This is a genomic window from Hymenobacter actinosclerus (genome assembly GCF_900111515.1).
In the GTDB taxonomy this organism is placed as follows: domain Bacteria; phylum Bacteroidota; class Bacteroidia; order Cytophagales; family Hymenobacteraceae; genus Hymenobacter; species Hymenobacter actinosclerus.
Map to the genome: position 1 here is coordinate 562,127 of NZ_FOHS01000003.1, position 21,681 is coordinate 583,807.

General features: G+C 64.4%; 23 protein-coding genes. 15 read left to right on the forward strand and 8 right to left on the reverse strand.

Features of this window, described 5'->3' with window-relative positions; genetic code table 11:
• Positions 1-151 precede the first annotated feature (151 nt).
• The 4 genes from BMY67_RS13975 to BMY67_RS13990 all read left to right on the forward strand — a co-directional run bounded on the left by BMY67_RS13975 (position 152) and on the right by BMY67_RS13990 (position 4,679).
• Complete coding sequence (locus tag BMY67_RS13975; RefSeq protein ID WP_092772602.1) at positions 152-1,087, forward strand: Ppx/GppA phosphatase family protein; 936 nt, start codon at positions 152-154, stop codon at positions 1,085-1,087.
• 223 nt (positions 1,088-1,310) lie between these two features.
• Positions 1,311-2,378, forward strand: a complete 1,068-nt coding sequence (locus BMY67_RS13980) for an Ldh family oxidoreductase (RefSeq protein ID WP_092772604.1) — start codon at positions 1,311-1,313, stop codon at positions 2,376-2,378.
• Between the two features lie 97 nt (positions 2,379-2,475).
• Complete coding sequence (locus tag BMY67_RS13985; protein ID WP_092772606.1) at positions 2,476-2,967, forward strand: hypothetical protein; 492 nt, start codon at positions 2,476-2,478, stop codon at positions 2,965-2,967.
• 158 nt (positions 2,968-3,125) lie between these two features.
• A complete protein-coding gene (locus tag BMY67_RS13990; protein ID WP_092772608.1) occupies positions 3,126-4,679 on the forward strand; it encodes a serine hydrolase in 1,554 nt (517 codons plus the stop codon).
• A 194-nt stretch (positions 4,680-4,873) separates the two neighbouring features.
• On the opposite strand, the gene BMY67_RS13995 is transcribed toward BMY67_RS13990, so the two are convergent.
• Entirely contained in the window at positions 4,874-5,920 is a 1,047-nt protein-coding gene (locus BMY67_RS13995; RefSeq protein ID WP_092772610.1) for an NAD(P)-dependent alcohol dehydrogenase, read from the reverse strand.
• A 169-nt stretch (positions 5,921-6,089) separates the two neighbouring features.
• Between BMY67_RS13995 and BMY67_RS14000 the strand changes: the two genes are divergently transcribed.
• Positions 6,090-6,743, forward strand: coding sequence for a cytochrome b/b6 domain-containing protein (locus BMY67_RS14000; protein ID WP_092772612.1), 654 nt, complete (start codon positions 6,090-6,092; stop codon positions 6,741-6,743).
• Between the two features lie 156 nt (positions 6,744-6,899).
• Here the strand turns inward: BMY67_RS14000 and BMY67_RS14005 are convergent, their stop codons facing one another.
• Both BMY67_RS14005 and BMY67_RS14010 read right to left on the reverse strand, forming a co-directional pair.
• A complete protein-coding gene (locus tag BMY67_RS14005; RefSeq protein ID WP_092772614.1) occupies positions 6,900-7,622 on the reverse strand; it encodes a DUF1990 domain-containing protein in 723 nt (240 codons plus the stop codon).
• Positions 7,623-7,722: 100 nt separating this feature from the next.
• The gene (locus BMY67_RS14010; RefSeq protein ID WP_245745054.1) at positions 7,723-8,274 is read right to left on the reverse strand and encodes a DUF1990 family protein; all 552 of its coding nucleotides are present in this window, start codon (positions 8,272-8,274) and stop codon (positions 7,723-7,725) included.
• A 171-nt stretch (positions 8,275-8,445) separates the two neighbouring features.
• On the opposite strand from BMY67_RS14010, the gene nfi reads away from it, so the two are divergent.
• A complete protein-coding gene (nfi, locus tag BMY67_RS14015) occupies positions 8,446-9,129 on the forward strand; it encodes a deoxyribonuclease V (protein WP_092772618.1) in 684 nt (227 codons plus the stop codon).
• 98 nt (positions 9,130-9,227) lie between these two features.
• On the opposite strand, the gene BMY67_RS14020 is transcribed toward nfi, so the two are convergent.
• Positions 9,228-10,139 (reverse strand): glutamate--tRNA ligase family protein, encoded by a 912-nt coding sequence (locus BMY67_RS14020; RefSeq protein ID WP_092772620.1) that lies wholly within the window; start codon positions 10,137-10,139, stop codon positions 9,228-9,230.
• 158 nt (positions 10,140-10,297) lie between these two features.
• On the opposite strand from BMY67_RS14020, the gene BMY67_RS14025 reads away from it, so the two are divergent.
• The 5 genes from BMY67_RS14025 (at position 10,298) to BMY67_RS14045 (ending at position 16,033) form a co-directional block, all read left to right on the forward strand.
• Entirely contained in the window at positions 10,298-11,008 is a 711-nt protein-coding gene (locus BMY67_RS14025) for a pirin family protein (protein ID WP_092772622.1), read from the forward strand.
• 128 nt (positions 11,009-11,136) lie between these two features.
• Positions 11,137-11,736, forward strand: coding sequence for a nitroreductase family protein (locus tag BMY67_RS14030; RefSeq protein ID WP_092772624.1), 600 nt, complete (start codon positions 11,137-11,139; stop codon positions 11,734-11,736).
• A gap of 228 nt (positions 11,737-11,964) precedes the next feature.
• Complete coding sequence (locus tag BMY67_RS14035) at positions 11,965-14,379, forward strand: alpha/beta hydrolase family protein (RefSeq protein WP_143069832.1); 2,415 nt, start codon at positions 11,965-11,967, stop codon at positions 14,377-14,379.
• Positions 14,380-14,427: 48 nt separating this feature from the next.
• Positions 14,428-15,360 carry a D-2-hydroxyacid dehydrogenase gene (locus tag BMY67_RS14040; RefSeq protein WP_092772628.1) on the forward strand — a complete coding sequence of 311 codons (933 nt, stop codon included), beginning with the start codon at positions 14,428-14,430 and terminating at the stop codon, positions 15,358-15,360.
• 97 nt (positions 15,361-15,457) lie between these two features.
• On the forward strand, positions 15,458-16,033 hold the full coding sequence (locus tag BMY67_RS14045; protein WP_092772630.1) for a hypothetical protein: 576 nt from the start codon (positions 15,458-15,460) through the stop codon (positions 16,031-16,033).
• Between the two features lie 121 nt (positions 16,034-16,154).
• On the opposite strand, the gene BMY67_RS19755 is transcribed toward BMY67_RS14045, so the two are convergent.
• The 4 genes from BMY67_RS19755 to BMY67_RS14060 all read right to left on the reverse strand — a co-directional run bounded on the left by BMY67_RS19755 (position 16,155) and on the right by BMY67_RS14060 (position 18,849).
• Positions 16,155-16,289, reverse strand: a complete 135-nt coding sequence (locus BMY67_RS19755; RefSeq protein ID WP_262490356.1) for a hypothetical protein — start codon at positions 16,287-16,289, stop codon at positions 16,155-16,157.
• A gap of 63 nt (positions 16,290-16,352) precedes the next feature.
• Complete coding sequence (locus BMY67_RS14050) at positions 16,353-16,736, reverse strand: DUF3037 domain-containing protein (protein ID WP_092772632.1); 384 nt, start codon at positions 16,734-16,736, stop codon at positions 16,353-16,355.
• Positions 16,723-17,508, reverse strand: a complete 786-nt coding sequence (locus BMY67_RS14055; protein WP_092772634.1) for a HipA family kinase — start codon at positions 17,506-17,508, stop codon at positions 16,723-16,725. The genes BMY67_RS14050 and BMY67_RS14055 overlap by 14 nt, the downstream gene beginning before the upstream one ends.
• A gap of 168 nt (positions 17,509-17,676) precedes the next feature.
• The gene (locus BMY67_RS14060) at positions 17,677-18,849 is read right to left on the reverse strand and encodes an extracellular catalytic domain type 1 short-chain-length polyhydroxyalkanoate depolymerase (protein WP_177189835.1); all 1,173 of its coding nucleotides are present in this window, start codon (positions 18,847-18,849) and stop codon (positions 17,677-17,679) included.
• Between the two features lie 241 nt (positions 18,850-19,090).
• On the opposite strand from BMY67_RS14060, the gene BMY67_RS14065 reads away from it, so the two are divergent.
• From BMY67_RS14065 to BMY67_RS14075, 4 genes are all read left to right on the forward strand, one after another.
• Positions 19,091-20,041: a 1-phosphofructokinase family hexose kinase gene (locus BMY67_RS14065; RefSeq protein WP_092772638.1), complete on the forward strand. Its 951-nt coding sequence runs from the start codon at positions 19,091-19,093 to the stop codon at positions 20,039-20,041.
• An 83-nt stretch (positions 20,042-20,124) separates the two neighbouring features.
• Positions 20,125-20,556 carry a hypothetical protein gene (locus BMY67_RS19030; protein ID WP_143069833.1) on the forward strand — a complete coding sequence of 144 codons (432 nt, stop codon included), beginning with the start codon at positions 20,125-20,127 and terminating at the stop codon, positions 20,554-20,556.
• 178 nt (positions 20,557-20,734) lie between these two features.
• Entirely contained in the window at positions 20,735-21,136 is a 402-nt protein-coding gene (locus BMY67_RS14070; RefSeq protein ID WP_092772640.1) for an NUDIX hydrolase, read from the forward strand.
• A 110-nt stretch (positions 21,137-21,246) separates the two neighbouring features.
• Positions 21,247-21,477: a hypothetical protein gene (locus BMY67_RS14075; protein ID WP_092772642.1), complete on the forward strand. Its 231-nt coding sequence runs from the start codon at positions 21,247-21,249 to the stop codon at positions 21,475-21,477.
• Positions 21,478-21,681 lie beyond the last annotated feature (204 nt).

Consider the following 21,681-nt stretch of genomic DNA (forward strand, 5'->3'; position numbering starts at 1 on the left):
CGTCTCTCGTTTTTCGTTTTTCGTCTTCTTGCGTAATTCGGGAAGCCGGTTGCTGCCATAGCGCCAGCAGGGCTGATTCGGCCAGCAAGAACCCGCGAGGCAACGGCCCACGACGAGCCGAAAAACGAATAACAAAAAACGAACAACGCTTATGCCCCACCGCCGCCTCGCCCTCATCGATATGGGCACCAACACGTTTCACCTGCTGATTGTGGAGCTGCCCGACGACGGCCAGGCCGCGCCGCGCCCATTGTTGCGCACCAAGGTGGGCGTGCGGCTGGGCGAGGGTGGCATCAGCGCGGGCCGCATTGCCGAGCCGGCCTACGAGCGGGCCCTACACGCGCTGCTGGGCTTCCGCGAAGAAATTGAGCTGCACCAGGTAACTGACGTGCGGGCCACGGCCACCAGCGCCATGCGCGTGACGGAAAACGGCCCCGAGCTGGTTAAGGACATCTTTGAGCAGACCGGCATCCGGGTGGAAGTGATTGGCGGCGACCGGGAGGCCGAGCTGATTTGCGCCGGCGTGCGGCAGGCTGTGCCGCTGGGCCCCGAGCGCCACCTTATCATGGACATTGGCGGCGGCTCAGTCGAATTCATCATCGCCAACGACACCACCATTTTCTGGAAGCGCAGCTTCGAAATCGGGGCCCAGCGCCTGCTCGACCGGTTTTTCCCGGAGCCCAGCGGCATCATGCCCGCCGAAGCCATTGTGGCCGAGCAGCACTACCTGGCCGAAGTGCTGGCCCAGCTGACGGCCGCCCTGGCCGAATATCCGCCGGTGAGCCTGGTAGGCGCGTCGGGCAGCTTCGACAGCCTGGCCGACATGCAGCTGGGCCAGCTGCGCCCCGAGGCCGAGCTGCCGCCCAGCACCGAACTGGCGCTGAGCAGCTTCCGCCACAGCTACCAGCAGCTACTCAGCCTCAACCACGAGCAGCGCCAGGCTCTGCCCGGCATCCTGCCCATGCGCGCCGATATGCTGGTAGTAGCGGCTATTCTGATTGACTATGTGCTGAACCTGACCGGCCTGACCCGCATCCGCACCTCGGCCTACGCGCTCAAGGAGGGCCTGCTGGCCGAAATGCTGTAACGCGAAGCTCCAGCTTCGCGAATCGTTGAACGATGTGAGGAGTGGAAAAACCGGGGTCATGCTGAGTGAAGCGGAGCGCAGCCGAAGCATCTCTACCGCGGTAGTAAAATCAACGACAGGATTAGCGTTGCGGTAGAGATGCTTCGACTCCGCTCCGTTGCGCTCAACATGACCCCGTTCTTTTATCTCGCACTCACTCCAAACGCCCTCTCCCCTACCGCCCATGACTACCACGCTTCCCTACTCTCAGCTTTTCGCCTTTTCCGAATCTGTGTTCCGCGCCATCGGCTGCCCCGACGAGGACGCCACGCTGGCCACCGAAACGCTGCTGTCGGCCGATTTGCGGGGGGTGGACTCGCACGGCGTGGCCCGGTTGATTGGCTACGTGCGCCTCTGGGAAGCCGGCCGCATCAACGCCCGCCCGCGGGTGGGCGTCACGTACGAAACGCCGAGCACGGCCGTGGTGGACGGCGACGGGGGCCTGGGGCTGGTGGTGGGGCCGCGGGCCATGCGCGTGGCCATGGAAAAGGCCCGGCAGGTGGGCACCGGCTGGGTTTCGGTGAAGAATTCCAATCACTTCGGCATTGCCGGCTACCACGCCATGCTGCCGCTGGCCCACGACATGATTGGCGTGGCCATGACCAACGCCTCGCCCCTGGTGGCCCCCACCCACTCGCTGGAGCGGCTGCTGGGCACCAACCCCATTGCCGTGGCCGTGCCCGCCGCCGAGCAGCCCGATTTCGTGCTCGATATGGCCACCACCACCGCCGCCAACGGCAAGCTCGAAATTGCCCAGCGCAAGCAGCAACCCATCCCCGAAGGCTGGGCCCAGGACGCGGCCGGCGTGGGCTCGACCGACCCCAACGCCGTGAAAAACGGTGGGGCTTTGCTGCCGCTGGGCGGGGCCACCGGCTCGCACAAGGGCTACGGGCTGGGCGCGGTGGTCGATATTTTTTCGGCGGTGCTCAGCGGGGCCAATTATGGCCCTTGGGTACCGCCCTTCGTGGCCTTTTTGCAGCCGGCCGCCAACCCCGTGGGGCAGGGCCTGGGCCATTTTTTCGGGGCCATGCGGGTTGATGCCTTCCGCCCCGCCGCCGAGTTCAAGGCCGATATGGACAACTGGATTGCCACCTTCCGGGCCGCCCGCGCCACGGAGGGCCAGCGCGTGCTTATCCCCGGCGACCCGGAGCGCGAAACCGCCGCCGTGCGCCTGCTCGAAGGTATTCCGCTGCTGGAGCCGGTGCTGCGCGACCTGGAAAGCCTGGGCCAGAAGTTCGGGGTGCGGTTGTAATGGCAGGCGGGTGTAGAGACGCAAATATGCGTCTCTACATCGTGCAGCAAACAGTTTTTCCGTAGCTTCTGAGCTGATTCTTGTTCCTGCCGCTGCCATGAAACGCTTTCTTCCGCTGTTGCTGCTGCCGCTGCTGGGGGCCGCCCCCGCTGCTCCTACCGCCCCCCCAGCCCCGCTTACCCGTCACCTCACGCTGCGCATCGATGGCAAGAATGTGCCCACCGATACGCTCAGCTCCCGCTTCTTTCTCAGCGAAGACCGGGCCCTGCGCCTCAACATCGTGCGCGCCGACGACCCCGACGGCCAGGGCCTCAACGTCATCATCGACCGGTTTCCCATCAAAGTCGATACCTACAAGTTCCAGGAAATCCTGAGTGGCCGCAACCGCGACGCCTCCTACCGCTACAACGCCATATCGGCCTATTCCAAATCGTGCTCCGACAACCCCGGCCAGGTGGTGATTACGGGCGTGAATGCCGAGCGGCACTGGCTGCGCGGCACCTACCGCTGCCAGGTGTGCGAAGTCGGCCGCGGGGCCCGCCGCTTCACGCTGGAAGGCGAGTTTGAGTTTCCGGTAGAGAAGGAATAGGTCGGGATGAATACAAGCACGTCATGCAGAGCGGAGCGAAGCATATCGTCCGCTTCGTTGCAGTAATAAACCAATTGTCAGGGGTTACTTTTACAACGAAGCGGGCGAGATGCTTCGCTCCGCTCTGCATGACGTGCCTTTCCATTCAAGATTCCTTTATGCCCTCTCCCACCCTCCGCCGACTAACGGCCGCTGCCCTGCTGCTGGGCGTTGCCAGCGCCGCACAGGCCCAAACCACGGCCCCGACGACGCCCAACCGTTTTCTTACCGACAGCCTCGACAGCTACGTGCAGCGCGGCATGCGGCTCTGGAATATTCCGGGACTGGCCGTGGTGGTGGTGAAGGACGGACAGACGCTGGTGCAGAAGGGCTACGGCGTGCGCGAGGTGGGCCGCCCGGCTCTCGTCGATGACCAGACGCTGTTCATGATTGCCTCCAACACCAAGCTGTTTACCGGCACGGCCCTGGCCAAGCTCGATGGCGAGCATCAACTCAGCCTCGACGACCGCGTAACCAAGTACCTGCCCGATTTCCGGCTCTACGATTCCACCAGCACCCGCCTCGTCACGGTGCGCGACCTGCTGAGCCACCACCTGGGCTTCAAAACGTTTCAGGGCGACTTCACCTTCTTCAAATCCAACCTCGAGCGGGCCGACATTGTGCGCCGGATGCGGCTGATGCAGCCCACCCGCGAGTTCCGCAAGGATTACGGCTACTGCAACTCGGGCTTCGTAGCGGCCGGTGAGGTGATTCCGGCCGTAACCGGGGGCAAGAGCTGGGAAGACTATGTGCGCCAGAACCTGCTGCAACCGCTGGGCATGAAAAGCACCTTCGTCTCGTCGCTCGAATTCGCCAAGCAGCCCAACATCGCCACGGCGTACTCCAACACCTTCGGGCCACTGGCGAAAGTTCAGTTCGACAACTGGGACAACATGGGCCCCTGCGCCAGCATGGCCTCCAACGTGAGCGACCTAAGCCACTGGCTGCGGTTCCAGCTCGATAGTGGCCGCTACGAGGGCCGGCAGGTGCTGCCCTGGGCCGCCCTGCGCAAAACCCGCGACGCCAACACCATCATCAGCAGCCGCAAGTCGCCGCTGTTCCCCACGCACTTCGTAACCTACGGGCTGGGCGTGGAGTCGGCCGACTACAACGGGCGGCAGGTGTACTGGCACACGGGCGGCGCCTCGGGGCAGGTGAGCAACGTGTGCTTCGTGCCCGAGGCCGGCCTGGGCCTGGCCGTGCTCACCAACAACGATAACCAGAGCTTCTTCGAGGCCCTGCGCTACCAGCTACTCGACGCCTACCTGGGCGTGCCCTACATCGATAGGAGCGCCCAGCTGCTGGCCCGCCGCCGCGCCGGCGAGTTGGCCGCCGGCCCCGACCCCACGCTGGCCCTGGCCGCCCGCGTGGCCAAGAAAGCCAAAAACCCACTGCCCCTCAAAGCCTACGTCGGCGAGTTCGACAATCCGCTGTTCGGCCGCATCCAGGTAACCCAGAAAGGTAAGCAGCTGCTCGTGACGCTGCCCACCCACCCCGGTCTCACCGCCACGCTCGACTACATGGACGGCCAGGAGTTCCGCGCCACCTACTCCGACCTGGTGTTTGGCGTGCTGCCCGCCAAGTTTGAGGTAGAGAACGGCCGGGTAAAATCCCTGGAAATGCGCGCCAACGACTACGTAGAAGCCGATTCGTACGTGTTCGGGAAGCTGTAGAGCTGCCAGCTTTTAAGCTGCAAGCTACAAGCTTCAAGCGGCAAGCTGACCGCCTGTCATCCTGACGAAGGAAGGACCTTATCACGTGAAGACGAGTCGTTATTACGGTCGTTCCAGCGTGATAAGGTCCTTCCTTCGTCAGGATGACAGGCGGTCAGCTTGCCGCTTGAAGCTTGTAGCTTGCAGCTCTAAAACTATCCTTTCAAACTCTCCATATCAATCACGAAGCGGTACTTCACGTCCGACTGCATCATGCGCTCGTAGGCTTCGTTGATGTAGTCGATGTTGATGACTTCCACGTCGCTCATCACGTTGTGCTCGGCGCAGAAATCGAGCATATCCTGAGTTTCCTGGATGCCGCCGATAAGCGAGCCGGCAATGCGGCGGCGCTTGCTGATGAGGTTGAAGGCGTGCAGCTGGGCCGGCTCGGGCGGGACGCCGAGCAGCACCATCGTGCCGTCGAGGCGCAGGCTGGCCACGTAGGGCATCAGGTCGATAGGGGCCGATACGGTGTTGATAATCAGGTCGAAGTAGTTGCTGATGCCTTTCATCGCGCCTTCTTCTTTGGTGACCACGAATTTGTGGGCCCCGAGGGCTTTGGCGTCGGCCTCTTTGTCGGGCGAGGTGCTGAGCACGGTTACCTCGCAGCCCATGGCGGCGGCGAATTTCACGGCCATGTGGCCCAGGCCGCCGAGGCCGATAACGGCTACCCGGTCGCCGGCCTTGGCCTTCCACTCGCGCAGCGGCGACCAGGTGGTGATGCCGGCGCACAGCAGCGGGGCCACCCGGGCCAGATCGAGCTTTTCGGACACGTGGAGCACGAATTTCTCGGTGACCACGATGGTGTTGGAGTAGCCGCCCTGGGTGATGGAGCCATCCTTGTCCTTGGCGCTGTAGGTGCCCACGAAGCCATTGTCGCAGTATTGCTCCAGGCCCTCGTTGCACTCGGCGCAGTGCTGGCACGAGTCGACCATGCAGCCGACACCGGCCAAATCGCCCACGTTAAAGCTCTTTACGTGGGAGCCGACTTCGGTTACGCGGCCCACGATTTCGTGGCCGGGCACCATCGGGAACAGCGAACTGCCCCACTCGTTGCGGGCCTGGTGAATATCGGAGTGGCAAACGCCGCAGAACAGAATTTCGATGCGCACGTCGTGGGGGCCCACGTCGCGGCGCTCGAAGCTGAAGGGGGCGAGGGGTTCGTTGGCGGCGGGGGCCGCGTAGCCTTGGGCTGCAATCATAACAAGAGGAGTAAACGCCGGAACAGAGCGTGCCGGGCGTGGGGTGTAGAACTACGGCCGGGCCCGAATTGTTGCGTCGCGGCCGGTTTGCGCGACTTCTCACCCGAAATTTGCCGGCCCCGACGTACCTTCCGCAACCAAATACTTTTTTACTTCTCCTGCCTACCTTATGGCCGCTCCTCAGCCCGTTTCCGCCACCTCAGCTACCCGTACCGGCCTCAGGCACAACTCGCGGGGCCTCCGCATCTGGCACTGGCTCAACTCGGGCCTGGTGCTGTTTCAGCTGATGACGATTCTGTTTCTGTTCGTCATTGTGAAAGTAAAAACGCTGGCGCCCGAGTTCAGCCAAGTGCTGGCCGACAAAGGCGTGAACCTGCCCGCTGCCGAGCTGCGCGGCCTCACCCGCATCGTGTCGCACCGCATCTGGGACTGGCACATCTGGAGCGGCATCACCATTGCCTGCCTGCTGGCTTTCCGCGTTATCGTGAGTTTCCGCCAGCGCGGCAGCCAGCGCACAGCAGCTAAAATCGACGCCATCAAAGCCCGCGGCACCGGCGCGACCAAGGCGCTGTGGGTGCGCTACAGCTACCGCGCCTTCTATATCATTCTGGCCGTGATGGTGCTCACGGGCCTGATTCTGGTGTTCGAGGATTATTTCCCCAGCATCGAGCACCTGATGAAGGAAATCCATGAGTACACGATGTACGCCGTCATTGCCTTCGTGGTAGCCCACATTCTGGGCGTCTTCCGCGCCGAAGTAACCGATGAGCCCGGCATTGTATCGGCTATGATTAACGGCGGCGAGCCGGCGGAAGAGGTTTAGCTGGTAGCTGAGGTCTTTGTCATTCTGAGCGAAGCCGGAGGCGGAGCCGAAGAATCTCGCGTGCCAAAGTAACTCCTGACGACAGGATTAGCATTGCACGCGAGATTCTTCGACTCCGCTCCGCTTCGCTCAGAACGACGTTCTTTCCCAAATACCTCAGCGGTTTTTCTCCAGTTGCTCCTGCGCGCTGTCGTGGGCCGAAATGGACTGCACCGTTGGGCCAGCCGTTGCCGGGGCCTGCCAGCCTTCCCGCAGCATCTGGTTCACCTGTGCCTTCAGCCGCTGCAACGACTGGCGGGAAAAGCGCACTTGCAACCGGCGTCCAAACAGCTTAAAGCCCAGCCAGTAGAATGGGTTGCGGATGCGGCCTGTTTGCGACACGGCGTGGATGTGGCACCACACGCGGCCCGTAGTCAGGTTTTTATGCACCAGGAACTCAATCTGGCCCCGTTCGAAATGGCCTTCGAGGGTGCGGTAGTTATAGCCCCATACCTGCTCCTGCCCCCCGCCGGGCAGCGGCCGGGTTTCGTCGGTAACGCCGCCGATGCGCACGCCAAACCAGAACGAGAAGCCCAGGAACCCGGCCCGGAGCACCATTACGCGCTGCTCCAGGGGCTGGTCGGGCAGGAAGATGCCGGTGATAAGGCCGGGCGGCGGAAACGAATAGCGGCGCAGCACCTCGCAGGCGGCGGCCCAAGCGCCCCGCTCGGCAGGCGGACCGGGCGCTTCGGCCGGCAGCTCGGTTTCGTAGTCGTCTACCCGCCAGCCGGTGGCGGCGGTGTAGTCGGCCAGTTGGTTGGGGTCAAAGTTATAGCCCGCGTTGGTGAAAGCATCGAGGCGGGCTTGCTGGCGGGTAGTAAGGGAAGCGCGGGCGGGCATTGCTTTTTAATATGCAGAATGGGTGAAGAATGTGCGGAATACAGAAGACAGACGGGGAGCGGATGTAAACCGGATGACAGCCGGTTTACATTCCCCACATTCACTCCACATTAATCCCCTGCTTTATCGTTTCCACCTGCACCGGCCCCAGCAGCAGGCCGCCGCTGAAATCGGCTACCCGCTGGCAGAAGGTTTCCCAGGTCTGCTGCTGCACCCGCCGGCCCAGGCCCAGCGTGTCGTAGGTGAAGGCCACCAGCCCGTCGCGCGAGCGGGCCCAGGAGTGGATTTCGAAGCGTAGCGTTTCGGGCAGCGTGGCGTGGGCGCGCAACGAGAAGCGGATGCGGCCGGCCTCGGGGTGGTTTTTCAGCGTGGCCAGCTCGAAGAAGTCCTCTCCCATCTCAGCTACGCGCACGTCGCCGTTCCAGGGCCCCAGAATCTTAATGCTATACTCGTCGCCCACCGTCAGGCAGCCTTCCGTGCCCTTAGATTTCTCGAAGTCAGCCAGCAAATCGGGGGAGAAATCGGGCAGGTGGCATTCGATATGGTGCAACAGCTCCGCGGCCGACTGGCGCGGGCGCTGCACGTCCACCCAGTAGCGGCGCTCGAAAAGCGGGCCGCTACCGGCGCTGGCGGGTTGTTCGGGCTTGGGCATGGTCATTTACGCAAGGGTACCCTCCAATAAACGGCCCCGGCGGTGGCGGGTTCTTGGAAAAAGCCGCGCCCTGCCTGGCGGGCGGGCAAGCGGCGGGCATTTCCAGCTCGGCCTGGGCAACCCCGGGCCCGCGCTGGCAGTACACCCGGTTCACCCCGCCCTTCCCTGCTCATGGCTTACTTTCGCCCTCCCGGCCCCGCCCCCGACCCGCAAGTAGTACGCGAGTTCACCCAGCTGCAGGAGCAGCTGCGCAACCAGGTTCGGCTGGAGCCGCCCACCGGCGAGCTGCGCTACATTGCCGGCTGCGACTCCTCATTTCCCACGCCCGACACGGTGCTGTCGGTGTTCGTGGTGCTGGAGCTGCCCTCGTTGGGCTTCATCGAGAAAGTGTACCACGTGGGCCCTGTGCCGCTGCCCTACATTCCGGGACTGCTCTCGTTCCGCGAAGCACCCAACCTGCTGCGAGCCTACGAGAAGCTGCGCCGCCAGCCCGACATTATTATGGTGGATGGCCACGGCATTGCCCACCCGCGCCGCATGGGCATTGCGGCCCACCTGGGCGTCGAGCTCGACGTGCCCACGTTCGGCGTGGCCAAGCAGCGCCTGACCGGCGTTTATGAGGAGCCGGCCCTCACCAAAGGCAGCATCACCCCACTCACCGACAAAAGCGGCGAGCTGCTAGGCCAGGTTATCCGCAGCAAGGACAAGGTGAAGCCGCTGTTCGTGAGCCCCGGCCACCGCTGCGACCAGGCCACTGCTACGCGCCTCACGTTGGCCTGCCTGCGCGGCTACAAGCTTCCCGAGCCCACCCGCCTTGCCGACTATTGGGCCGAGGAGTTCAAGAAAGAGTTATAAGCCCAACGTAGGCGCGGGGCTTGCCCCCAACCGCCTTATACCCCTCGGAACGAAATCGTCGTAACGGCGCAAATGGCGGACGGGAGCAAGCCCCGCCCCTACCTCGGGCTATACTCAGCTAATAGCTCAGCTAACGACATGCCCGTTCCGGCCGGCAGCCCCAGCAGCGCGGCTACGGCGCGGTACACCACCTGGGGCGAGGTGGCTTCGGCCAGAATACCGCGCTGCTGGCTGGTTTGGGTTGATTTGGATAGCTTCTGACCGGCCGCGTCGAGTAGCAGGCCGTGGTGCAGAAACCGGGTGTGGGTGAAGCCGGCCTGGCCCGGTAAGGACTCGGCCAGCCAGAGCTGGGCTGCCGTACTGGTCCTTAGGTCCTGGCCCCGCACGATGAAGTTTACGCCCAGCCGCTGGTCGTCGAGCACCGAGGCCACCTGGTAGGCCGGTGCGCCATCCTTTTTGCGTACTACAAAGTCGCCCAGTTCCTCGGTCAGAGCCACCGTTTGCGGGCCCTGTGCCAAATCGGGCCACGCTACGGTGGTGGCGGGCGGCACGCGGGTGCGCCAGGCCAGGTCGGGGGCGTCGAAGGGCAACGCCAGTGCCGCGCAGGTGCCGGGGTAGTGGCCGTTGGGCGCGGCGGCGCGGGCCAGCGTGGTGCGCGAGCAGCGGCAGGCGTAAAACAGGCTGGGGTGGGCGGCGCGGGCGGCTTGCAGGGCCTGCTCGTATTCGGCTAGGCGGTGCTGCTGCGAGTAGTGGCGCTCGAACTCGTCGGGGCCGCTGGGGCCGTGGTCGTAGTCGAGGCCCAGCCAGGCCAGGGTTTCAAAGATGTTGGCCAGGTAGGCGGGCCGGCACCGGGCGCGGTCCAAATCGTCGATGCGCAGGTGCAGCGTGCCGCCCGCCCGTCGCGTGAGCAGCCAGGTAAGCGTGAAGTTGACGGCGTTGCCCAGGTGCAGAAACCCGCTGGGCGTGGGCGCCAGCCGCGAAACAACGGGCGCAGATGGAAACTCAAGCATCGGGCAAAGAAACTGGCTCCGGCAAAATACGCAAACCGGCCGCTGGCGGGTACGCGCACCGCCCCAGTCAGTAGCAATGGCACGACTGCGAAACTATTTTTGGCACAATCAATGTATGTACATATATTCGTATCACGAACTCATTTTCCTTCTGCCTTATGAAAACCGTTCTGCACCCGGCCGACTCGCGGGGCCACGCCAACCACGGCTGGCTCGATTCCCACCATACCTTCAGCTTCGCCGGCTACCATAACCCCGACCGCATGCACTTCGGGATGCTGCGCGTGCTCAACGACGACACCGTGGCCGGTGGCCGCGGCTTCGGGGCCCACGCCCACGACAACATGGAAATCATCAGCATCCCGCTCGAAGGCACCCTGGAGCACCAGGATGATGCCGGCAACCACGGCCTCATCCGGCCCGGCGACGTGCAGGTGATGAGTGCCGGCTCGGGCATCAGGCACAGCGAGAAAAACCACAGCGCCACCCAGGAAGTACGGTTTCTGCAGATCTGGCTTTTCCCCGACCAGCGCAACGTAACGCCTCGTTACGACCAGCAGCACTTTGCCGCCGCGGGCCGCCACAACCAGTTTCAGCAGGTAATATCGCCTTCGGCGGATGATGCCGGCGTGTGGATACACCAGCAGGCCTGGTTTCATCTGGCCGATTTCGAGGCCGGCCACGCGGCCGACTATCAGCTGAAAAAGCCCGGCAACGGCCTCTACGTATTCGTGCTCGAAGGCACGGCCACCGTGGCCGGCCAGCCCCTGCAGCGCCGCGACGGGCTGGGCCTATGGGAAACCGATTCGGTAACTATTCAGGCCGACTCCGCCACCCGGCTGCTGCTGATGGAAATTCCCATGCAGTAGCCGCCGGTTAGCCCCGCTTATCCGTTATTGCGCTGCTTTGCCCGCCTGCTTTCGTTGGCGGGAAGCAGAAGCGCCCGCCCACCCTGGGCTTCCAACAACGAAATCATTCATCAGTACCCCACAAATCCATGAGCAACCAGACCGCCGCAGACCGGCTTGCCGCCACCACTTTTCCCGTGCTCGACGTTATCCGGAACCGCTGGAGCCCGCGCGCTTTTGCCGACCGGCCCGTATCCGAAGAAACGCTGCAACAGGTATTCGAAGCCGCGGCCTGGGCCCCCAGCGCCATGAACGAGCAGCCCTGGCGCTACATTTACGCCCACCGCACCGACGAGGCGGCTTTCCAGCAGCTGTTCGATTGCCTGGTGCCCGGCAACCAGCTCTGGGCCCGCCACGCGCCGGTGCTGGTGCTGGCTCTCATGAAAACCGAGTATGCCAACGGCAAGCCCAACACAACGGCCATGCACGACTTGGGCATGGCCAACAGCCACCTGATTCTGGAAGCAACGGCCTTGGGCGTGCACGGCCACTTCATGGGCGGCTTCGACGCCGATAAAGCCCGGGCCACGTTTGGGCTACCCACCAACCTGGAGCCCGTTGTGATGCTGTCGTTGGGCTACCTGGGCCGCGCCGAGCAGCTGGAGGAGCCCTTCCTGAGCCGCGAACAGGCCCCGCGCCAACGCCATCCGGTTGCCGCCTTCGCCTTCTCCGGCCAGTTGCCCAACTGATTACCGGCATTGGCGGCTGGCCGGGCCAGCCTGGCCCTTTATTAGATAAATGCCATTACTTGTTGTCTTCCTGCAAGCCCTGCCAGCCTGGTGGGGCTTGCTGCGTTTCAATAAAAACGCTTTCAGCAGAATATAATAGCGTGAAAGCTAGATATTTATTTTACTTATTAGCGAATCCGGCGAAATCTGCCGTTTTTTGTGGGCATATTTTGGTGAGTGGTTTTTGCGATGAGAGTACATATTTTGACCCTGGCGCTGAGCGCCCTGATGGTAAGCCCGAGCCTGGCTCAATTGCTACCTTACCAACTACCGTCGCGCCCCCTGCTGGCCCTGGCCGATGCTCCCCCCATGCCCCGGGCGAGCTTCTCGAACGACGGCCAATGGCTGCTGCAGCTCGATATGCAGGAGCGCCCCACGGTGTTCGACCAGAGCCAGTCGGAGCTGCGCCTGGCCGGGCTGCGCATCAACACGGCCGTTAGCAGCGCCAGCCGCACGGCCTACGTGCGGGCGTTGCGGCTGCGGCGGCTGCCCAAAGGCCTGGAGCTGCTGGTGCAGGGGCTGCCGGCCAACGCCCGCATCAGCAACCTGCAATGGTCGCCCGACAACACCAAGATAGCCTTCACCCACAGCACCCGCGACCATCTGGAGCTCTGGATTGTCGATGTGGTTTCGGCCTCGGCCCGGCTGGTGCCCAATATTTTTCTGAACGGAACGCTGGGCATGCCCTACGAGTGGGTATCGGACAGCAAAAACGTGGTGGTAAGGGCCGTTGTGGGCGGCCGCGGGGCGGCCCCGGTGGCCGCGCCAACCGAGGCAGGCCGCCGCTACGAATACCCCGTCAAAACCCAGCTCGATGAGCAGATGCTCGGCTACTATGGCCTGAGCCAGGTAGTGCGGGTGAGCCTGGATGGCCGCATGGCCCCGCTGGGCCAGCCGGGCCTCATTGCCCAGGCCTCACCCTCGCCCGATGGGCGCTTTGTGCTGGTGCGCAGCTACCGGCGCCCCTACCCCACCACGCTCCCGCTCGACCGTTTTCCGCAGCGCGTGCAGGTGCTGGCTATGGACGGGCTGCTGGATAAGCAGCTGGCCGAGCTGCCAGCCATCGACTCGCTGCCCGCGGGCCTGGGGGCTGCCCCCGTCGGGCCCCGCGAGTTTGCCTGGCGCGAAGACGCGCCCAGCACCCTGTTCTGGGTGGAAGCCCGCGACGGGGGCAACCCCGCCACGGTTGCCCCGGTGCGCGACCAGCTGATGCTGCAGGTTGCCCCCTTCGAGGAGCCGGCCCGCGAGCTGGTGGCCCTGCCGGCCCGCTTTAAGCGCATGTACTGGAGCAGCGACCAGCTGGCGCTGGTAGAAGCCACGCGCCTCACTGATCAGAAGCAAGTCATCTGGCCGCTCGATGTGGCCACCAAAACGCTGCCCAAGCCCCTGCTGCAGTATTCGGCCCGGGATGCCTACGCCCACCCCGGTACGCCGGTGCTGCAGCCCAACGCCCTGGGCCGGCCGGTGCTGCTCACCGACCGGACTGGCACGGGGGTGTATCTTTTCGGAGCTGGCGCATCGCCCGAGGGCGACCGGCCGTTCGTGGACGAGCTGAACGTGCGCACCCGCGCTACGCTGCGCTGGTGGCGCTCCGAAGCCCCGTACTACGAGCAGCCCGTGGCCATTATCGACCCGATGCGGCGCGTGTTCATTACCCGGCGCGAATCGGATCAGCAGGCCCCCAACTACTACCTGCGCACCGGCCCGAAACTGGTAGCCCTCACCCAGTTCACCGACGCGAGCGGAGCCGCTCTGCCCAAGCCGCAGCCCCTGCGCTACCAGCGCCCCGATGGGCGGCCGCTTACGGCTACGCTTTACCTGCCGGCCGGCTACCAGGCCAGCGAAGGGCCGCTGCCCACCATTCTGGAGGCAAGCCCCACCGTGTTTTACGACAGCACCGCGACCGGCCAAGTGCGCGGCTCCCGGTACCTGTTTGCCCGCTATGGCTGGGGTTCGCCCCTCTACTGGACGGCCCAGGGCTACGCCGTTCTGCAGGACGTAGCCATGCCGGTGCCGCCGGCCGACATTGCCGCCAACCCGGCCGCCTACGCGCAGCAGCTCACGCAGGCGGCCGGCGCCGCCCTGGCCGAAGGCCGCCGCATGGGCCTCATCGATACGGCCCGGGTGGTAGTAATGGGCCAGGGGCCGGGAGCATTTCTGGCTACCACGCTGCTGACCGGCTCGCGCCAGTTCAAGGCGGGTATTGCCCTGCCCGGCCTGCACAACCAGCCCCTGCCCAACCGGCTGCCCGGCGTAGAGCAGCTGGTATCGCTTGAGCCGGTTATGCGCTACGCCGATGCCCCGGCCGTACCCTTCAGCCTGTCCGACACGCTGCGCCGGCCCATGCTGGTGCTGCCCGCCGGCTTCGATGGTCTGCCGGCCAGCCTAGCCACCCGCACCGAGCAGTTCTATGCCGATCTGCAACGCCTGGGCGGCACCAACGTGAGCTACGCCACGCTGCCCGGCGAAACCCACGGCTACACGGCCCGCGAGTCGTTGATGCAGCTGCTGGCCCAGATAGACACTTGGCTCGGCACCTACATCAAACCTACTGCCGCCGCGCAGCCGGCTACCGCGCTGCCTTCCACATCTAAAGCCGATTAAGCCGCGGTCGGTGCAACCTCACGGCGGCGGCGGGTAGTATAGGGGCCTATGCACCTGTTTGTTTATTCTGACCTCTCGGCCGCCGCCCGCACCGAGCTAAGCCGGCAGCTGCCGGCAGGCATCGAAGTTCATTTTGCCGACGACCGCCACAGCACCCGGCCGCCGGTAGCGCTGCAAAGCGCCGAGCTGCTGCTGGGCAACCCACCCGCCGCCTGGCTTACGCCGCTGCCGCCCCACCTCCGCTTCTGGCAGATCGACTCAGCTGGTATCGACCAGTACCAGGAGCTGCGGCCGGATTTTGCGGTGGCCAACATGGGCGACCTGTTTGCCTGGCCCTGCGCCGAAACCATGGTGGCCGGGCTGCTGGCCCTGCTGCGCGGGGTGCCCCAGCTGGCCGTGTGGCAACACCAGCGGCACTGGGAGGGCGGCGCGTTCCGGCGGCGGCTGGGGCTGCTGCGGGGCCAGCGGGTGCTGGTGCTGGGCCGCGGCAGCATTGGGTTGGCGGTGGCCGAGCAGCTTGGCGGCTTCGGCTGCCAGGTGCAGTTCCTGGCCCGCACCGATCCGCAGGCCCAGCTGCACACCCGCACCCAGGTGCTGGCTGCCCTGCCCGACACCGACATCGTGGTGAACTGCCTGCCGGGCAGCGCCACCGGCTACGTATCGGCCGATTTTTTGGCGGCCCTGCCGGCCCACGCCCTGTACGCCAGCGTAGGCCGGGGCTCCACCACCGACGAGCCGGCCCTGATTGCCGCCCTACAGGCCGGCCGCCTCGCCGGAGCCGTGCTCGACGTAACGGCCCGCGAGCCGCTGCCGACCGATAACCCGCTCTGGGGCCTGCCGCAGGTGCTGCTCACCCAGCATACCGGCGGCGGCTACCCCGAAGAAGAGGCTGACCGCATCAGGGTGTTTCTGCGCAACCTGGGCCACTGGCAGCAGGGCGAGCCGCCGGAGAATGAGGTAGCCCTGGGCCGCGGCTACTAGCGGGCGGCCGCGCGGGGCTGGCGCACCCACACAACCCCGGAACGGGCTGCGGAGTACGAGGAACTGGGCTCTTGCATTGCCCGCCAAACTTCTGCTTATGGATACCAACCGAACCTTTACCGCCGACTCCGAGCCGGCGCTGTGGGCGCAGGTAGCGGCCGACATGGCCCGCCAGCCCGACCTGTTCGACTACCGTGCCGACCTCTGCCAGCCGCCCTACTGCGTGCATCTGGTGCTGGACATTGACCTGGGGGGCGGCTTCGAGGGTGGCTACGAGCTGACGACGCTCCGGGCCGTGGTGCCCGGCCAGCCGGCTCTGCGCTTCGCCCTGCACGAGCAGGACTGGGTGCACGAAATCGGCAAGCTGCTGGGCCTGCAGGATGTGGAGCTGGGCTACGCCGAACTGGACCGCACGTTCATCATCAGCACCAACGACGCCAACGCCCTGCGCCAGCTGCTGGCCGACCCCGCCGTGCACCAGGCGCTGCTGCGCTACCCCGCCGCCCGCTTCACGCTGGCCCCCGACTCGGAGGCACCCGAGGCGCCGCTGCTGCTCAGCTTCAGCCTGGAACGGGCCGTAGTGGAGCCCGAGCAGTTGCGGGAGTTGTACCAGCTACTGCTGCGCGTACTCCAGCAGCTGGCCCCGCAACCCTTGTCGCCGCCCGCCGTCTGAAGCAGGTCCAGCCCCTATTGAGTCCGCTGCCTTCGACCCTGCCCCCTAGCAAGTGCCCGGCCCCGCCGCTTCCAGTATCGGATAGCGACGGGGCCGGGCACTTGCTAGGGGAGGGCTGGGGTTACTTACCCGGAATCACGCCCACCAGATAGAGAATCCAGGCGAGGCAGAATACGCCGGGAATGAAGAGCGCATACGCCCACCAGGGCAGCCGTCCGGAACCACGCTCGGCGGGCCAATAGGTTTTTACTTTCATTGGTCGAGGCATTTTAGATGACTTGATTGCTTCAATATAATAATTTCTGTATGAAATTCAAAATCAAAGCACTAGCTGGCGGTAAAGCTGTTCAAGCGTGGCGGCCGGGTCGAGGCAGAGGCCGGGGTGTACGGGCGAGGTTTGGACGATGGTGCTGCGCGTGGCCGTAAGCCAGCGGAAGCGGGAGGCCACCGCCAGCTGGCCGATGGGGCCACCCGTGCGCCGGCCCGCGCAAATCCGCTCGAAGGCCTGCAACCGGGCCCGCAGGTCGTCGAAATCCAGCTGATGCGTGGGGCCGGCAAAGGCCTGCAGGCGCGCTTCGGGCAGCTGGCAGCGGGTTTGCAGGAAACCCTGGGAGGCACAGTACAGGATTACCCCCACGTTCAGAAATTCTTCGCGCTCCACGCGGGGCACCACCCGCAGCACGGCATACTCAAACAAGTGCATGGCGGGCGGCTTCAGCTTCGGCAACGAAGGTGGCGGAATCGGCCAGGCGGGCCGTGAGGAACTGCACGTACTGGGCCCGCTGCCCGGCGGGCGATACGTCGGGCTCCTGGAGCCAGTCGTCGGGCACCAGGGCCACTACGGCCTCGATGACGGCGGGCGTGAGGCGGGCGTGGCCCTCGGCATCGGCCCAGGGCAGCGCCGTGGCCTGGGGCAGCAGCACGTGGTCTTTCACCTGCGGAAACGGGCGCGGCCTGGGTGCCGCCCAGCCGGCCCCGGCGTGGTGCACGTACAGGGCCGCGCCATGGTCGATGAGCCACAGCTCGCGGTGCCACATGAGCAGGTTGGTGTTGCGGGCGGTGCGGTCGACGTTCAGCGTCAGGCAGTCGAGCCACACGATAAGCGAGGCCAGCCGGGGCTCCACATCGAGCAACAGCGGGTCGAAGGTGCCGGCCCCGGCCAGAAAGTGCAGTCCCAGATTCAGGCCCGTGCTAAAGCGCAGCAGGTCCTGGATTTCCTCGTCGGGCTCGGTGCGGCCAAAGGCTTCATCCAAGTTGATAAACACCAGCTCGGGCATGCGCAAACCCAGCTGCCGGGCCAGCTCGCCCACCACCAGCTCGGCAATCAGTGCCTTCAGCCCCTGCCCCGCCCCGCGGAACTTGAGCACGTATAGAAAGCCGTCGTCGGCCTCCACCAGCGCGGGCAGCGAGCCGCCTTCGCGCAGCGGAATAATGTAGCGCGTCACCTCCACGGTGCGCAAAGCAAGCTCGGGCATACTTATCAAGAAGCTAGAAGTTGGGCGCTAGGAGTTAGAAGCAGGTCTGGATTGGTAATAACCGGTGTAGAGATGCATCTTGGCGTCTCCTCGTTGCTGAAGTTGACCATCTCGTAGCACCGTTCAACGAGGAGACGCAAAGATGCGTCTCTACGCCGGTTATTATCCTTACTCCGCCGCTTTCACCAACTGCCGGTACAGCGTTTGGCCTTTTACTTCGGCCCGCAGCCAGTAGCTGCCGGCGGCCCAGCCGGCCATGGAGAGCAGCAGGCTGCCATCGGGCCCGCGCCGGAAGCTGGCGGGCACCACGCGGCCCGCCGCGTCGGAAACGCGCACCCGGCCGGGCTCCAGCGGCCCCAGCGTCGAGCGGATGCTGACCTGACTGCGGGCGGGGTTGGGGGCCAGCAGCAGTTCGGCCGAATTGCGCAGGGCCGCCGCCGACGTGGCCGTAATCAGCCCGCTGAGCTGGTAGCGGCGCAGAAACTGCCACACGACCTGGCTGGCGTTGATGTCGCGGTTGGTAACGCCGATGTTGACGGGCGCGCCCGGCCAGGTGTGGCCCCCGCCGATGATGCGGTAGTGCTCGACCACGCTGCCGTTGCGCCCGCCGCCAAACACCTGCCGCTCGGCCGTGCTGCCGTCGGTGGTGTTGGTGTTGGGCACTGGCGTGATGATGGTCGTGGGGTTGCAGCCGTTGCGCCGGGCCCAGGCCGCCACCAGCTCCGGAATGGGCACGAAGGTGCCGTTGCCCTCGTAAGGCACGGTGCCGTCGGCGGTGCCGTGGATTTCCAGCACCGGCACCGGCCGGGTGGGCGCGCAGTCGGCCAGGTGGCTGGTGATCATGCTGCCGGTTACCGAAGCAATGGCGGCCATGCGGCTGTTGAGCCGGCAGGCCAGCTCGTAGCTCATGAAGCCGCCGTTGCTCATGCCGGTGCTGTACAGGCGCTGCGGATTGACGCGGTATTTGGCGCTGATAGAGTCGATAAGCGCGCTCAGGAAACCTACGTCGTCGGGGCCGCCGGCGGCGTAGGGCAGAAAGGTGTTCCAGAAGCGCTGGCCGGTGGGGCCCACCGTGCCGTTGGGGTGCACGATGAGAAAGTTGGCCGTGTCGGCAATGGCGCGGAAGTCGCCGTACTGCTCCTGCTCGGCGGCGTTGGAGCCGAAGCCGTGCAGGTTGAGCAGCAGCGGCACGGGCCGGGTGCCATCGTAGGCTTTGGGCACGTAGAGGCGGTAGTCGCGCACCGCGCCGCCGAAGCGGATGGAGCCGGTAAGGGTTTGCTGGGCGCGGGCCGATGGCGCAAACGTGAGCAGCAAGCCGGCCAGCAGGAGTAGTGGGCGCATCATAGGGAAACTGAAAAGCAGCAGGTGCCGAAGCGGCGGGGCAGTGCCTTCGGCGCGACGATACTATGCTAGACGCGAAAACTCGTGCTATGTTTAGCCGTTGGTATCAACGCTGCTCAAAATGCACGACGTAGGGGCGGGGCTGGTCCCCCCCACCGTTAAACGATTACCGTTGGAGCGGCGGGCGGGCACAAGCCCCGCCCCTACGTCGTGCTCCTGTTTCTATTACTTCTCTTCGCTTATGGCCCGCATCGTCACGCTCACGCTCAACCCCACTATCGACAAGAGCACCACGGCCGACCGGATTGTGGCCGACCACAAAATCCGGTGCGGCGCCCCCAAGTTTGAGCCGGGCGGTGGCGGCCTCAACGTATCACGGGCGCTACGGCGGCTGGGTTCCAACTCGGTGGCCGTGTTTCCGGTAGGCGGCCCCAGCGGCCAGTTGCTGTGCCAGCTGCTGAGCGAGGAGCACATTGAGCAGCGGCCAATTGCCATCGAAGGCTGGACCCGGGAGAATTTCATTGTAACGGATGCGTCTACCGGCCAGCAGTACCGTTTCGGCATGCCCGGACCCACGTTGCGGGCCGAGGAGCAGCAGCAGGTGTTGCAGGTGCTCCGCGAGTTCACGGAGCTGCCCGAGTTTCTGGTTATCAGCGGCAGCCTGCCGCCCGGCGTCGAGCCCGAGCTGCTGACCCGCATTGCCCGCGCCGCCCACGAAATGGGCGTAAAAGTAGTGGCCGACACCTCGGGCCCGGCCCTGGAGGCCCTGCTGGAAACAGGCGTGTACCTGGCCAAGCCCAACGTGGGCGAGCTGAGCAAAATGCAGGGCGTGGAGGAGCTCGACAGCCAGGCCGTAGCCGGGGCTGCCCAGCAGCTGGTGCAGGCCGGCAAGTGCGAAATCGTGGTGGTGTCGATGGGCCCGCAGGGTGCCTGCGTAGTATCGGCTGAAGGTGCCGATTACGTGCCCGCGCCCTCGGTAAAAAAGCGCAGCACCGTAGGCGCCGGCGACAGTATGGTGGCCGGCCTGCTGCACGGGCTGAGCGAGGGCCGCAGCCTGCGCGAAACGGCCCGTCTGGGCGTGGCCTGCGGCACGGCCGCCACCATGAACCCCGGCACCGAGCTATTCCGCCAGGCCGACGTGGAACGGCTCTACCAATGGCTGCTGAAAACCATGCCGGCGGCTGAGATATAAATCTAAAAAGGACGCCATGAGCAAAACAGAGACAGATCTGCTATGCTCCTATCGTATCTTGAGCCATATTTTATTTCCTGTCGATGCTTCGTTCGCGCTCCATTCTCACGCTGTTTTCGCTGATAACCCTGGCTTCCTGTAGTTCTGATAAAACCACTCCGACGCCCGTTTTATTGGAAGGGCGTTGGAATCAGGCGAGCCACACCGAGTTCTATTATGATGCGCAGGGCAATTTGCTGCGCCAGATAGCTATTCCTAAACCGACCGATACGCCCTTTCTTATTATCACCAGCACCCAGATTGAGGAGCACGCCAATAACACCGTTTCAGTCGTCCCTCGATACACGTATACCCGACAACAGAATAGGTTGAGATACTCCGATGGCACTATTCTCGAAATTACAGAGCTTACTGCCAATGCACTGACCTTACGCGGCCCGGCAACAACACTTGCCACTGGTCCTCTCAGTGACCCACAGGGCAAAGTCGTTACCGAAAAATACTACTCACGATAAGTTAGGCACGCCGTCACTACTCTGGCAGTCACCAAGCTAAACCACAAAACCTACTATGCCCTACCCTCCCAAAAAACCCGAACTGCCGGCCTGGGTGTTTCTGGCGCTGCGCTTCGGCTCGGTGGCGCTGGTGGCCGTGGTGGCCTACTTCGTGGTGCGCTGCCAGTAACCCACCGCCATGCCCCTCATCGATAAAATAGCCTGGCTGCACCTGCACGAGGGCCGCATACTGAGCACCCGCAGCCGGGGCAAAGACCGTTACTACCTGCCCGGCGGCAAGCGCGAGCCCGGCGAAACCGACGCCCAGACGCTGCTGCGCGAAATCCGCGAGGAGCTGACCGTAGCGCTGGACCCGGCCAGCCTGCAGCCGCGCGGCGTGTTCACGGCCCCCGCCCACGGCCACGCCCCCGAGGTGCTGGTGCAGATGACGCTCTACGCCGCCACCTACACCGGCACCTTGCAGCCCGCCGCCGAAATCGAGGAGGTAGTCTGGCTCAGCTACCGCCACCGCCCCCAAGTGTCGGCCGTCGACCAGTTGATATTCGACTGGCTGCACGAGCGGGGTGAGCTGGTAGAATAGCCGCCGCCCGGAAACCACCTATAGTAATGCGGCCTAACAAGCTGAACTACTTGAACTGAACCGCTCAACTAGTATCTTCGTTACCTACTCGCTACCTAACCACTAACTCTATGGCAACCCAGAAGAAACAACAGCAACTCTCCGCCGCAGGATTGAAGCGGGTGCTCAAAAATGCTTCAGGGCGAGTGGTAACTGAGAACCTTGGACGCGGAGTATCTATTACGGTGCTGGAGCAGGGCCAAATCGTGCAGATTCATCCGGACAACACGCGCCGGGTCGTCCGTCGGCAGATAGCTAGCCACCCCGTGCGCATCACCGAAACGGAGTTGTACCTTGACTGACCAGCTTCCGCGCCTACGAATGCTTGCCGGGCCTAATGGGTCCGGCAAGTCTTTTTTAGTGCCTTCGCTGGCGTAGGAAGTCAACCTGGGCGTTATCATTAACGCCGATGACATTGAGCCACGGCTCAAAGCGCAGTTCCGCCACCGCAATCTGCGGGTACTCAACCTACACGACTGGAACCTATACCTTACGCAGGCCGACCT